At 35.6% G+C, this 13482-nt stretch carries 17 protein-coding genes; 8 read left to right on the forward strand and 9 right to left on the reverse strand.

Annotated elements, in window-relative coordinates:
* Positions 1–265: 265 nt before the first annotated feature.
* Positions 266–1126, reverse strand: a complete 861-nt coding sequence (locus AC2117_RS08230; RefSeq protein ID WP_133973276.1) for an alpha/beta fold hydrolase — start codon at positions 1124–1126, stop codon at positions 266–268.
* A 141-nt stretch (positions 1127–1267) separates the two neighbouring features.
* Here AC2117_RS08230 and AC2117_RS08235 point away from each other — a divergent pair, with 141 nt between their 5' ends.
* The gene (locus AC2117_RS08235) at positions 1268–1723 is read left to right on the forward strand and encodes a hypothetical protein (protein WP_133973278.1); all 456 of its coding nucleotides are present in this window, start codon (positions 1268–1270) and stop codon (positions 1721–1723) included.
* A gap of 37 nt (positions 1724–1760) precedes the next feature.
* Here the strand turns inward: AC2117_RS08235 and AC2117_RS08240 are convergent, their stop codons facing one another.
* The 3 genes from AC2117_RS08240 to brnQ all read right to left on the reverse strand — a co-directional run bounded on the left by AC2117_RS08240 (position 1761) and on the right by brnQ (position 4182).
* On the reverse strand, positions 1761–2003 hold the full coding sequence (locus tag AC2117_RS08240; protein ID WP_042894212.1) for a hypothetical protein: 243 nt from the start codon (positions 2001–2003) through the stop codon (positions 1761–1763).
* 266 nt (positions 2004–2269) lie between these two features.
* Positions 2270–2689: a GlcG/HbpS family heme-binding protein gene (locus tag AC2117_RS08245; RefSeq protein ID WP_133973280.1), complete on the reverse strand. Its 420-nt coding sequence runs from the start codon at positions 2687–2689 to the stop codon at positions 2270–2272.
* 191 nt (positions 2690–2880) lie between these two features.
* Complete coding sequence (gene brnQ, locus AC2117_RS08250) at positions 2881–4182, reverse strand: branched-chain amino acid transport system II carrier protein (protein WP_133973282.1); 1302 nt, start codon at positions 4180–4182, stop codon at positions 2881–2883.
* A gap of 354 nt (positions 4183–4536) precedes the next feature.
* Here brnQ and map point away from each other — a divergent pair, with 354 nt between their 5' ends.
* Positions 4537–5331 (forward strand): type I methionyl aminopeptidase, encoded by a 795-nt coding sequence (map, locus tag AC2117_RS08255; RefSeq protein ID WP_133973284.1) that lies wholly within the window; start codon positions 4537–4539, stop codon positions 5329–5331.
* A 43-nt stretch (positions 5332–5374) separates the two neighbouring features.
* On the opposite strand, the gene AC2117_RS08260 is transcribed toward map, so the two are convergent.
* Positions 5375–6274, reverse strand: a complete 900-nt coding sequence (locus AC2117_RS08260) for a LysR family transcriptional regulator (RefSeq protein WP_075431434.1) — start codon at positions 6272–6274, stop codon at positions 5375–5377.
* 245 nt (positions 6275–6519) lie between these two features.
* Between AC2117_RS08260 and AC2117_RS08265 the strand changes: the two genes are divergently transcribed.
* On the forward strand, positions 6520–6843 hold the full coding sequence (locus tag AC2117_RS08265; RefSeq protein ID WP_133973286.1) for a hypothetical protein: 324 nt from the start codon (positions 6520–6522) through the stop codon (positions 6841–6843).
* 47 nt (positions 6844–6890) lie between these two features.
* On the opposite strand, the gene grxD is transcribed toward AC2117_RS08265, so the two are convergent.
* Positions 6891–7232 (reverse strand): Grx4 family monothiol glutaredoxin, encoded by a 342-nt coding sequence (gene grxD, locus AC2117_RS08270; protein WP_042894221.1) that lies wholly within the window; start codon positions 7230–7232, stop codon positions 6891–6893.
* A gap of 227 nt (positions 7233–7459) precedes the next feature.
* Here grxD and AC2117_RS08275 point away from each other — a divergent pair, with 227 nt between their 5' ends.
* Positions 7460–8668, forward strand: coding sequence for an aspartate aminotransferase family protein (locus AC2117_RS08275; RefSeq protein ID WP_133973288.1), 1209 nt, complete (start codon positions 7460–7462; stop codon positions 8666–8668).
* A 52-nt stretch (positions 8669–8720) separates the two neighbouring features.
* On the opposite strand, the gene AC2117_RS08280 is transcribed toward AC2117_RS08275, so the two are convergent.
* The 3 genes from AC2117_RS08280 to AC2117_RS08290 all read right to left on the reverse strand — a co-directional run bounded on the left by AC2117_RS08280 (position 8721) and on the right by AC2117_RS08290 (position 10244).
* Complete coding sequence (locus tag AC2117_RS08280; RefSeq protein ID WP_042894230.1) at positions 8721–9152, reverse strand: CBS domain-containing protein; 432 nt, start codon at positions 9150–9152, stop codon at positions 8721–8723.
* A gap of 143 nt (positions 9153–9295) precedes the next feature.
* A complete protein-coding gene (locus AC2117_RS08285) occupies positions 9296–9670 on the reverse strand; it encodes a DUF2750 domain-containing protein (RefSeq protein ID WP_197731008.1) in 375 nt (124 codons plus the stop codon).
* A 340-nt stretch (positions 9671–10010) separates the two neighbouring features.
* A complete protein-coding gene (locus AC2117_RS08290) occupies positions 10011–10244 on the reverse strand; it encodes a hypothetical protein (RefSeq protein ID WP_003652111.1) in 234 nt (77 codons plus the stop codon).
* A 217-nt stretch (positions 10245–10461) separates the two neighbouring features.
* Between AC2117_RS08290 and AC2117_RS08295 the strand changes: the two genes are divergently transcribed.
* The 4 genes from AC2117_RS08295 to AC2117_RS08310 all read left to right on the forward strand — a co-directional run bounded on the left by AC2117_RS08295 (position 10462) and on the right by AC2117_RS08310 (position 13265).
* On the forward strand, positions 10462–10821 hold the full coding sequence (locus AC2117_RS08295) for a hypothetical protein (RefSeq protein WP_042896041.1): 360 nt from the start codon (positions 10462–10464) through the stop codon (positions 10819–10821).
* 98 nt (positions 10822–10919) lie between these two features.
* Positions 10920–11246, forward strand: coding sequence for a hypothetical protein (locus AC2117_RS08300; RefSeq protein ID WP_003652108.1), 327 nt, complete (start codon positions 10920–10922; stop codon positions 11244–11246).
* A gap of 120 nt (positions 11247–11366) precedes the next feature.
* The gene (gene ftsY / locus AC2117_RS08305) at positions 11367–12479 is read left to right on the forward strand and encodes a signal recognition particle-docking protein FtsY (RefSeq protein ID WP_133973290.1); all 1113 of its coding nucleotides are present in this window, start codon (positions 11367–11369) and stop codon (positions 12477–12479) included.
* A 189-nt stretch (positions 12480–12668) separates the two neighbouring features.
* Entirely contained in the window at positions 12669–13265 is a 597-nt protein-coding gene (locus AC2117_RS08310) for a nitroreductase family protein (protein WP_004643073.1), read from the forward strand.
* Positions 13266–13482: the final 217 nt, after the last annotated feature.

A 13482-nucleotide genomic window follows, 5' to 3' on the forward strand; every position in this document is an offset into this window, starting at 1 on the left:
TGTATTAAAATAGGTTAGTTTACCCGTTTTTAAACAACAGCTTCAGACAAATTACCATAGCAGAACTTTAAGGTTATATCGACGTATTTACGTAAAAAAATGCTTATTAAAAATACAAAGGAATCGCTACTTAATATATTTTAATTTGTTATGGTAACTATAAATTTAATAAAGTGATTTTATAAAAAAGAAGTATTAATAATAAAAAAAACCTCTACACCGGATTACGGGCATAGAGGCAAAAAGTAAATGATAGAATTTAAAATTAATATTGAATTTCTTGCTCTAAGAGTGACCACAGCTTTTGATGTGATTTTTTAAACATTAACATGTGTCCAATTGATTTATAACCGAGTTTGATCGGGTTTAGTTCTAGCATTTTAGTAGGGGCATTCGGATATAAACTTAATAAATCCTCAACATTGTGTTGAGTGGCAATTTCATCGTCACTTGCCCAAATCGAAGTAATGGGGCAGACAATCTCAGTATGAAAGTCATGAAAGATAGTTTTACCAATGGCATTTTTTACATAGCCTGGGTTGCTACAAAATTCTCTCCATTGTTGAGCAACTTTTTTAGGTAAGTTTTCACCCATTCCAATAAATTGAGTAGCGCCATAACCTTTTAAAGTATTAGAAATTGGAAAAATAACATTAAACATAACAGGGGCCAGAAACTTGGTTTTACCTTTAAGTCCTTTTACATTGCCAGTAGAGCCTGCTACCGCAACAACTTTTGCTACCTTATGAAAATTAGGCACAATTCCTAATAATTGCCCACCGGCACTGTGGCCAAGCAGAGTAACTTGTTCTGCTTGTGTTTTTTCTAATAGGGCGTCAATTGCGCAAGGAATATCAAGCGTCCCCCAATCATTAATACTTGCCTCACTTTGCTTTAAAGGTCCATGCAATGAATCTCCAATTCCACGGAAATCAAAGCTTAATACTTCATAACCTTGTTGGCTTAACCATGTAGCAAAAGAATGATAAAAATTTTTAGTAATGCCTGTGGCTGGGCAAATCAAAACAGGATTGGCCGATTTTTTTGTTTGAGCTGGATAAAATTGTGCAGCAAGTTGATAACCATCTTCGCAGGTCATCCAAAATGATTCAAAAGTGTTATCCATAATATTACGTAATGATTAGCTTATTGATGACTTTAATTTACATGAGTTCTAAAATGATACTTGATTAAAGTGTGACTATAAAGTCAGGATTTATGCTATACAGCTCATTAAATTTTAATAAAACGAATAATGAGGAAAAAGATGGATTTATCAAAAGCTGTACAGTTAGCGATTGTATTTAGTGGCATATTTTTATGGATAGGAATGTTCACAGGGGTGTGGAAATATTGGCAAATACGCCGTTCGGAATTGAGTCGTGCGCATTATTATGTCGATATTGCTCATCGAAGTAGCTTACTTTACGCAGCTGCTAGCTTAATTCTTGCTGCACTAAGTTATTTTACTGTTTTAAATGAAAATATTACTTTGTGGTGTGTTCTAGCGAATGTCTTATTTTTTAGTTTTTCAATATTGGTTTACATCATACATGGATATTTGCAGGACACGACAAATCAATTCAAAACTCCACATCGATTAGGCAGATTTAACTTGCCTTCGTGGTTAATGTCTTTAATGATGGTGGCATTGATTATTACTGAATTATTAGCTACAGCTATTTTAGTTATGGGAGCAATTTTTTTATTTTTAGGTATATAAAAATGGATGATCACTCATCCATTTTTTAATCTTGCAATTATTGTTGACTAAGACGTCTTTTAGCTAACTTTCGCATTTTATGATCGACGAAAGCCCACAAACAAAATATGACAGAAACAACCATCGCATACATAAAGTATTCGGGTTTTAAATTTCCTTTAATCATACCTTGAAACAGCAAAGTCAGCATAAGAGCAAGCGGTGTTACTCCATAAACAACTGAATCTTTGCTGTTCAGAGTGTTAATGAAGACTTGTTTGTTGAAATGTAATGATAACATCTCCATCCCTCCTTGTAGTTGTGCTAAAACCTAATGTTTTAGTCAAGAATAAGTTTTAAGCTTAATGTTTTACTGCTATTTTTAATTCAATTCAATAGAGAATAGCAATTTTTTTGAGCAGTTTTATAAAAACCTCTATATTTATAAAAGCTTAAGGTATTAAAAAAGTAAATATTAAATATTTTTGTATGAAATACTTATTCTTTTAGGGAAGAGAAATTATTTAAGTGAAAAGTGTATTAATTTCTCTTTCCTGTTAATTTATTTTAGCTATTTTGCTTTTTAAAAAAGGTATCAATCGCATGTTGAGCAATTTCTGCATCTTCAAAGGATTGAACACCAGATACACCGATAGCACCTAAAATTTCACCGTCATGAATAATCGGTTTTCCACCTTCTAACATCCCTTGAGCGCTAGGCATACTTAAGAAACCAAGACGGCCACTTTGCAAAAGTTCTTCATAAAATTTTGAAGGTCTACCTGATATTGATGAGCATTTTGCTTTTTCTAAGCATAAGTGTGATGATAAAGGAGAGGCGCCATCTAAACGTTTCATGAGTAATAATGAGCTTGTTTCATCAACAATCGCAATGCTGACTTTAAAGTTGTGTTCAATAGCATATTTTTGAGCTTCTTCCATTAAAAACTCTGCATCTGCTAATGTTAAGTAATATTTAGTTTTCATTGTTGCTCTTCTTTCCTGAGTAAGCTAAAAATTATTTTAGTGTAATTTTACAGTAAAAATTGATTATATCTATTGTTTATTTGTCATTAAAAGCTAGTGTGGAAATAAAATGCTGGCTGGGTAAACACAGCATTTTATTCAATATATAAAATCATGTTTGGATAAAACTCGATTTCAAAAAAGCCACTAAATTAAATGTTTTTGAATTTAACTTTGTCGATAATTACGGTAATTACAAGAACAACTAAAGATGGGATCAACCAAGCTAAGTTTTGTTCATTTAGTGGTAAATGTTGTAGAAATTCAGGTAAATAATCACCAAAACCTGCAACTTTAAGACCATCAATAATGCCGAAAATTAAAGCAATACTCGTTACTGAACCGACAATAAAAGAAGGTTTGTGCCAAAATTTCCAAAAGAAGCTCAGCATAATCACCACAATTGCAGGTGGATAGATTGCACTTAAAACTGGTACTGATATAGCAATCAGTTTAGTTAATCCAAGATTAGAAATAATGAAAGAGAAACCAACTAAAATAAAGACTAAAAGCTTATAGGGTAATTTAGTTAATTGAGCAAAGTACTCACCACACGCACACGTTAATCCAATCGCTGTAACCATACATGCTAGAAAGATGAGGCCAGTTAAGAATAATGAACCCATATTTCCAAAAGCATGCTGAACATATGCATGTAAAATTACTGCGCCATTTGCTGCATTTGGTGCTACTTCATGGCTACCTAAACCTAATTTGAACAAGCTTAAATAGACTAAAGTAAGACCGGCACCCGAAATGAGACTGGCAATAATTGCATATTTGGTCACTAACTTTTTATCAGTTACACCGCGAGAGTAAATCGCTTGAATAATAACGATACCAAATACGAGTGCACCTAAGGTATCCATGGTGAGATAACCGTTTACGAAACCCTCTGAAACCGGAGACGCAACGTATTGATTAATCGGTGCAGGAACGTAACCTGCAGGAATCATGACCGCCGCAATTCCTAAAATTGCTAAAGCGATAATTTTTAGCGGGGCAAGTACATGTCCTACTGTATCCAAAAGCTTGTTTGGATAGAGTGAAACTACAGTTACAAATGAAAAATAGATTGCACTATAGATTAGAAGACTGCTACTTGAGGTTCCAAAATAAGAGGAAAAACCAATTTCATAAGAAACAGTAGCTGTACGTGGGGTCGCAAATAGAGGGCCGACCGATAAATAACAAACAACAGTTAAAATCAGACTTGCCACCCGACCTAAGGGAGAACTAATAATTTCAATGGATCCCTGCATGCGAGAGAGTGCCATAATGGTAATTACAGGTAAGCCGACAGCCGTAATCAAAAAGCCTAGTGCAGCTAACCAGACATGTTCACCAGCTTGTTGAGCGACGATGGGAGGAAAGATAATATTGCCAGCACCAATAAAAAGGGCAAAGGTCATAAAACCTAAGGCAATAATATCTCCAGTGCGAAGATGTTGCATAAATTAAAAGTGAATAAAAAAGAAGGAATTTTAGAGCAAAAGTAATCATGTTCAAGCGCTAATTTATGTGAAAAAGCTTTTTTTCGGGTGGTTAAAACGATATCTGGTGATATAAGCATTTGTTTGGTTAAAGTATGTACTTGAAAAGCCATTAAAAGGACAAAAGAACTTCTTTTTAAGTTCTGACTTTTTATAAAAAATATGTAAGAATAAAAAGATAAATTTTTATTGTGAATGCTGAATGTTTAAGCATTTTAGGCTTTTGGTCTGACTTATATTCATCCTAAAATATTTTGAATTACCTTAGGTTTTTGTAGGGAAGGGCATGTTTCTTGTCTGCGAGGATAGAATTGAATGAGAGCTTCTACTGTTACCATTAAAACTGAACAAGATCTGGAAAAATTAAGAGTTTCTGGACGCTTGGCGGCACAAGTTTTAGAAATGATAGGGGCCTATATTAAACCGGGCGTATCTACTGAATATTTAGATAACCTCTGTAATGACTATATTGTAAATAATTTAAAAGTTATTCCCGCTAATGTGGGATATCACGGTTTTACAAAAACAATATGCACCTCAGTCAATGAAGTTGTTTGCCATGGAATACCATCGCCGAATAAAATCTTAAAAGATGGCGATATTATTAATATTGATGTCGCAATTATTAAAGATGGTTATTTTGGTGATACGAGTCGCATGTATTTTGTGGGTAATGTAAATCCACAAGCGAAAAAACTTGTTGATACAACCTATGAAGCGATGGTTGCCGGTATTCATACCGTTAAGCCAGGCGCTACATTAGGCGATATTGGTTATGCTATTCAGTCGGTTGCTCACCGAGAAGGCTATAGTATTGTTCGAGAATATTGTGGGCATGGGATTGGTAAGGTTTATCATGAACAACCCAATGTTCTACATTATGGACAGCGCGGACAAGGCTTGATATTAAAGAAAGGAATGGTCTTTACCATTGAGCCAATGGTGAATGCGGGTAGACCACAAGTGAAAGAGTTAAATGATGGCTGGACAGTCGTTACTCAAGATCTTTCGTTATCTGCTCAATGGGAACATATGGTTGCAGTAACAGATACTGGCTTTGAACTATTAACCCCATGGCCTGAAGGTGTGGGAAATTATCCTGCAATTTGAAAAATATAAAAAAAAGTTCGATAAATTATCGAACTTTTTTATTTTAATGCTCAGAAAGATGTTCTACTAAATAATCAATAAATACTCGAACAGCAGGTAGTAATCCTCGGCGTGATGGATATACGGCATGTAATATTCCATGCGGTGCTTTCCAGTCCGGTAAGATTTGTAGAAGTTGCCCAGACTTCAGGAAATCTTCTGCTGCACTCTCTGGTAATAATGCGATACCACAGTTCTGACTAGCCAATTGAGCCAACATGTGTATATTTGTGCCCATTACAATAGGGCTGACTTTGACTTTTTTCTGTTGATTGTCAGGTCCATGCAAAATGAATTGTTGATCAAGATGATCTTCAGACAAACTTAAAATACGGTGCTCACTGAGCTGCTCTGGATTTTTTATATCTCCAAACTCATTTAAATATGCCTGACTTGCGAATAAACTTTGTTCTATAAGGGCAAACTGTCTAAGAACTAAACTTGGATCATCATCAAGTTTTGAGCGAACTCGTAAAGCGATATCAATCCCTTCGTTAATGACATCCACTCGACGGTTACTCACCATAAGTTGCAAACGAATTTCTGGATATTTTTTTAAGAAAGCAGGTAGGATTTTTGGTAGTTGATTTTGAGCAATATCAACAGGCACACTAACTTTTACCACGCCTCTAGGTTGAATACTTAAATGATCAATTAAATCATGGGCAGCTTGTGCAGCATTCATCATGACTTGAGCATGTCTATAAATATCCATCCCAATATCTGTAACAGCAAAATGACGAGAACTACGCTGGATTAAACGAACCCCCAAGTTTTCTTCTAAACTGTACACGCGACGACTTAATTTTGATTTTGGTATATCCGTTACACGCTCAGCAGCACTAAAACCACCATGCTCAACAACAAGAGCAAAACAATAAAAATCATCAAGATCAGTGAGCATTAAAATATCCTATTTATGCAACAAATATGATTTTACATTATTATTTTTGCAACGATAATTCTTATACTAAATTTTTTGTAAGTAGAGGATAAATTCATGATCTATTTAATAAAGATGTTTTTTGAAATGATATTGTAATTACGATGTAATTTTGATGTATGTATTTTAATTGAACTTGTGGCCTATCTATAGAACTATTAATCAATTTCTTCTACACTATAATTTTTCTTTACCCTTCAAATCTAATGCCTTATCAATTAATAGAACTTTCAGATGCCTCTACAAATATTAAGTGTCCATTTTGCAAACAAGCGATAATTGACTGGGCACAAGAACAATATGTTCAGCCATGTGAGCACACTTTATTTATTGCTATGGATTTAGGATTCGAATTTGTCGCAGATCGATTTGAAGAGTGTATGAGTCAAAGCGTGGATGAGTTGCATGAAGACCCAAATATGAATATTTTTGAAGCTCTAACGACAACGGCTTATGAAAATCTAATTGTTTTAAAATCTGATTTAGGTGTGGAAGGTCTATTTCGCTATGTTGGCGTGAGTGATTTTTAACGTTAAGAGCATAAAAAAGCCAATCTATTGATTGGCTTTTTTATTATTTACGCTTCTGGTGCAGCGCTATATTGTTCAACTAATGGTTTTAATTCGCCATTTTGGAACATTTCAAGCATGATATCGCTACCGCCAATCAGCTCGCCATTTATCCAAAGTTGCGGGAATGTAGGCCAATTCGCAATTGCTGGTAAGATTGCACGAATATCAGGATTTTCCAGAATATTTACATATGCAAATGGACGACCAATTTGACTGAGCGCCTCTACAGCACGTGCAGAGAAACCACATTGTGGAAACTGTGGAGTGCCTTTCATGTAAAGTAAAACGGGATGCTTCGCAATTTGATCGCGGATTAACGCTTCAGTATCACGTGCTTGTTCAGTCATAAATAGATCCTCAACTAATCTAGCAGCATTATAGGGGGTGTTTATGTTGCTTTGCAAACCGCCTGATTACTTAAAGTTGCATTGAATATTCAATATTTTATTGTATAAACCGAAGTGATAACGAAAAGCGGACGAAATTTTAGATAAATGATTGATGAGACTTTTCATCAGAGCCAGTTTTTGCTTATATAAACCCTTCTTAACACCTCATACAGACAGAGTTCGATATGACTGATATTACCCTAGCTCCAATACAACCTGATCAACCATCACACTTAATGGCTACTTATGGTCGCCAAGCGATCAGTTTTGTACGAGGCCGAGGGGCATATCTATATACTGAAGATGGTACAGAATATCTAGATGCCTTAACTGGTATTGCGGTATGTGGTTTAGGTCATGCGCATCCAGTCATTGCAGAAGCAATTGCTGAACAAGCTGCAACACTTGTGCACACAAGTAATTTATTTGAAATTCCTTGGCAAACTGCCGCTGCTCAGAAGCTTGCCGAAGTGTCTGGCATGGAAGAGATCTTCTTTTCAAACAGTGGCGCTGAGTCAAATGAAGGTGCGATTAAGATTGCTCGTAAATTTGGTACTCAACAAGGTGTACGTTTGCCAAAGATTATTGTGGCAGAACAATCATTTCATGGTCGTACTTTGGCAACACTTTCAGCAACGGGTAATAAGAAAGTACAAGATGGATTTGCCCCCTTGGTAAATGATTTTATTCGTGTGCCATTTGGTGATGTAGAAGCAATTCAAGAAGCAGCTTTGCAACATCCAGATATTGTTGCAATTTTGATTGAGCCAATTCAAGGTGAGGGTGGTATTAATACTGCTCCTCAAGGCTTTAGCTATCTTGAGGAAGTTCGCAATATTTGTAATCAGCATAACTGGCTCATGATGCTAGATGAAATTCAAACAGGTAATGGGCGTACTGGTAAATATTTTGCATATCAGCACACCAACATTGTGCCTGATGTCTTGACGACTGCGAAAGGACTCGGAAATGGCTTCCCAGTAGGTGCTGTAATGACACAAGGTGAAGCTGTTGGTTTATTGGGGCCTGGTAGTCATGGTTCTACCTATGGCGGCACTGTACTTGGTTCTCGTGTGGTTTATACAGTCATTGATACAATTCAAAAAGAGAATGCTGTAGAAAATGCGGCGGTAGTAGGACGTTATATTGTTGATCAACTTCGTGCACAGTTAGCCAACAAGAATATTCAAGTGCGTGGTTTTGGCATGATGATAGGTATTCAATTGCCTAAAGACTGTGCTGAACTCGTTGCCATTGCGCGTGATCAACATAAGCTTATTATCAACGTTACAGCAGGTTCGGTCGTTCGCCTATTACCACCTATTAATATGACTCAAGCGCAGGCCGATGACTTGTTAGAGCGTTTAGTTGCTTTGATTAATAATTATCTTTAAGTTTTAGTGTTAAAAAATGGGCGTATAAGCGCCCATTTTTTATTTCAAATTATTAGCCAGAGATATATTGTTTTAACTGTTCAATTAAGTTTTTTTGATCTTCCATTGCAGCTTTTACCAAGTCACCAATAGAGATAAAACCAACTAGTTTTTCATTGTTCAATACTGGTAAATGACGTAAGTGACGATCTGTCATTAACTGTAAACACTCTTCAACGGTGTTGTTCAGGCTTACAGTAAGTACTTTAGATGTCATAATTTCAGCGACTGTAGTGCTATATGACGAACGTTCCATAAGCGTTACTTTTCGGGTGTAGTCACGTTCAGATAAAATTCCGACAACTTTTTCACCTTCAGCTACGACTAGCGCACCAATTCCTTTATCAGCCATGATCTTGATGGCTTCAAGGACAGTAGCTTCTGGAGAAATTGTAAAAATATCTTGCTCTGATTTGTTTTTGATTACTTGTGCAACGATTGTCATTTCTTCTGTCCCGTGTTTTATCATTTTGTTTTAAATTAGCTTGATTTTATAAAAATGCAAAGACTTGATAGTCATTCAAATACAAGTTTTACACTCAAGCGTTCAAAAAGCATTCTAATAATGGTGAAGAACCTAAAGAAAACTTAAGCTCTTTGCCAGTGCGGATGTTTAAAAAAGAAATGATGCATTTGCTGGGTAGATAATTTTAACTTCCTATGAGAAGAATTAAACAAAGCAGGTGTAACATTGAGTCGGGTTAAAGTTGGTAATAAAGATTCGTGAAAATCTTTGGGGGTAATTCTTCTTGGTTTGTAGTGTGGCCAATGTTCTTTAGCGTAGCGGTGAGCTTGCAATCCATTGAGCCAAAAAGGAAAAATAAAGTCTTCCTGATCTGATTTAATTGCCCAACCTTGATGAAATAATCCCCAAAGAACTCCGCAATACATCATGGTTCTTAAAATATAAATCTTAATCATCAAGTCTTTTGAAACCGGTTGTAGATTGCTTAAACTATTCATTGTCAATTTAATGGTTCTTAACTTGTCTTACTTATTATAGAAAAAATAGATGACATTTCAGTTTAAACAGGTATCAAATCGTAAACAAATATTCCCAGCTATAAAAATGCTACTTGAGCTACGACTCAATTGGTAAAGTGAAGCTTTGGCGAAACGCAAGGCAAACGAAGTGCGTAGTGAATTATATTTATTATAGAAAGTTTTTACAGGTATAAAAAAACGCCACCTGAGCAAAACAAAGCGATTAAAGCTTTGGTGAAGCGCAAGAAGAGATAAGGGATGAATTGGTTTATATCAAATTTTTACAGACATAAAAAAACGCCACCTAAGTGACGTTTTTTTATGCTTGCATTGTGGCTAACTTTTGCCAATATTGTGCTTTAAGTGAGTCACGTTCAACACGGAAACCTTGATAATACAATTCTGCTAAGAATAGAGCCGCTTTACCGTGCCCAGCGCGAGCAACTTCTTCTAACTGTGTAACTGCATCTTGAAAGTTCATTTGAGAATGAATAGTGTTTACTGCAGTTGCGTATACATGTTCTAAATCATGATGAGAGATACGTTGAATCATATAAAACTCCTTATTGTAATTATGATTACTTTTTTCTAAAGGCCACTGCCTTTAAATTAATTTAACTTAGAATTATTAAACTAATATTACAAATTGATGGATTTGTCAACTATTTGTGCTTTTCGCTTAATTCACTATTAGGATACATGATTAAACATTATTCACAAATAATTTTGATTAAAATCAATATGAGAATAAAAGACAAGGAGAATAAAATATGACAAATACAATCGACGGCTTTGTTTTTGATACTCCGCCTAAAGAGGAACAAATCATAGAACTGGCCCATTATCACCGTAAATTATTAGATGAAGCGATCTTTCATCAGGAAATCCATTTAGGGGATTATTGTCTTGCGCAGCGCAAAAGGGTGTTTGATTTTGCTGGGCATTTGGAACCCACCCAAAAAAGCTGGTTTTATCAAGTTTATGATGGGGAACTTCGAAAAATTGCTGATGAAGACGAATTGCACCCAGCTGATGCAGAAGAAGGACTAAGTATTTTTGCGATGTTTTTAGTCTTAGTGATTATTGCAGCAATTTTATACTTTTCTGTCATTCGTTCACTAATAAGTTAAGCATACTATCCAGTAAGGTACGATTATTAACCTTACTGGATGTTTGATCTTGTGCTTATGAGCATTGAACCCTACACTACACTAATTCGAGGTAGGTCATGCTCATATTCAAACAAAATTTTCTTAAATTAAAGTCTGAGTTAAAAGTTGATCAATGTTTTAACCTATTTGTGGTTATTGTCATTGGCTGTATTTTTGTGCTGTCATATTTAGCATTACTTCGGCCTATTAGTCCGGATCAATATCAACGAATTATCCAACTATCTCATCAGGCGACTTATCCAAGAACTCAAGACATGGCTGAGTTGCTTATAGCTCAGTCGGAAATTCATCGGGCAGAGTATTTAAAGTTAATGCATGCTTACCAATTTGAAGGTGCTCATGTTAAGCAATATCCAGCACTCGCTCAGGAAGATACTCAGTAAATGAGTAAATCAGACTAAATCTTGGTTTGCCAAGCGTTTTGAATACTATTGTGGCAGGCAATGTTTTGAATTTATGCTAAACTTTCTCTTTTTAAACGCGCTGCTTTTCAAGGAATCGGCATGCAACAACAATCGAATATGCAAAATAAATTCTTGATAGATGCTGAGATCGGTGATGACGATGTCACATTACCTAATTTACCTGCTATCGATGTTCCCATCGTTGAATCTCCTGTTAAATCACAAGAAAGTACGGAATTAGCCGAGACTGAATCTTCTTCTACCAATATAGAAACTGAACAAACCAAATTTGGTTTTTTTGGTCGGATGAAGGAAGGCTTAACAAAGACTCGTCGTAATTTCGCCGATGGTATGGTTAACATTCTGATTGGCGGAAAAGAAATTGACGATGAATTGCTTGAAGAAGTTGAAGAGCAATTATTGGTTGCGGACATTGGTGTAGAAGCAACTAAAACGATCATTACCAATTTAACAGAACGAACAGCTCGTGGTGATTTGATCTATTCCCACTCTCTTTATAAAGCGTTACAAGAAGAGTTGGTTGCTCTGTTGGCTCCACGTGTGAAACCACTACATATTGATCCGAACAAATCACCTTATGTGATTTTGATGGTCGGTGTAAATGGTGTAGGCAAAACTACAACCATTGGTAAATTAGCGAAGCGTTTACAAGGTGAAGGTAAAAAAGTGATGTTGGCTGCCGGTGATACATTCCGTGCAGCAGCGACAGAACAATTACAGATCTGGGGTGAACGTAACGATATCTCTGTAGTCGCTCAAGGTCACGGAGCTGATAGTGCCTCTGTTATTTTTGATGCCTTTGAGAGTGCTCGTGCTAAGGGAATTGATGTATTAATTGCAGATACAGCAGGTCGTTTACATAATAAAAGCAACTTGATGGAAGAGCTTAAAAAAGTTAAACGCGTTATGCAAAAAATTGATGCAACTGCACCTCATGAAATTATGTTGGTAGTAGATGCGGGTACGGGTCAAAACGCGATTAACCAAGTGCAAGAGTTTGACCAAGCTGTGGGTTTAACTGGTATTACAATTACTAAGTTAGATGGAACTGCGAAAGGCGGCGTGCTCTTTAATATTGCTAGTCGCAGTCATGTGCCAATTCGTTTTATTGGTGTTGGTGAAAAAATTGATGATTTAAGACCATTCTCGGCTAAATCATTTGTCGCTGCACTGTTTGAAACTGATAAATAAAATTGGTTATCAGCAATGAAAAGCTTCACTAAATGGTGGAGCTTTTTTATATGTATATCTTTTTTTATTGTTGCGAAAATAAAACGAACTGTCATATTTTTAATGCTGATTATAAAAAATGAGTTCAATACACTGTATTCATTCCCAAACAACGGCCCATGGTCAAACAAATAGGTAGGAAATAACAAAATGTCTACTTTCTTAGATAAAATTAAAAATCGTCGTACAATTTATGCAATTGGTAAAAATGTTGCATTAGATCGCACTAAAATTGAAGAGACAATCCGTGAAGCGGTTAAACATAGCCCTTCAGCTTTTAACTCGCAATCTTCACGTGTGGTGACACTATATGGTGAATCTCATGCTAAATTCTGGAATTTAGTTCGTGAAGCATTACGTAAAATTGTTCCTGCTGAAGCTTTTGCGGGTACAAACACAAAAATTGATAGCTTTGTAGCTGGTGCTGGTACTGTACTATTTTATGAAGATCAAGCTGTTGTTAAAAACTTACAAGAGCAATTTGAATTATATGCAGACAACTTCCCAGTTTGGTCTGAACATTCAAGCGCGATTGCTCAATTTGCAACTTGGACTGCGCTTTCAGAGCTTGGTTTAGGTGCATCTTTACAACACTATAACCCGATTGTTGATGCTGAAGCAGCTGAAGCATTTGATGTGCCTGCAACTTGGAAATTACGTGCTCAATTAGTATTTGGTTCAGTTGAAGCACCAGCAGGCGAAAAAGCATTTATTAATGATGCTGATCGTTTCAAAACCTTCAACTAATTTAAGTTGATTAAAAAAGAGTACCTCATTAGGTGCTCTTTTTATGTCTTTAGAATTAATAAAAGGACTAAATAAAATAGATACTGATTAAATTCAATTATATATTTAAAAATAATAATTCGGAAAATTAGTTAGTAACTGCACTGTCATAAAATAGTCACAATCATATTGCATATTGCTCATGATTTAATAGATTATCAAATACAGAGAAAGAAAC

The sequence above is a fragment of the Acinetobacter calcoaceticus genome, from assembly GCF_900520355.1.
In the GTDB taxonomy this organism is placed as follows: domain Bacteria; phylum Pseudomonadota; class Gammaproteobacteria; order Pseudomonadales; family Moraxellaceae; genus Acinetobacter; species Acinetobacter calcoaceticus_C.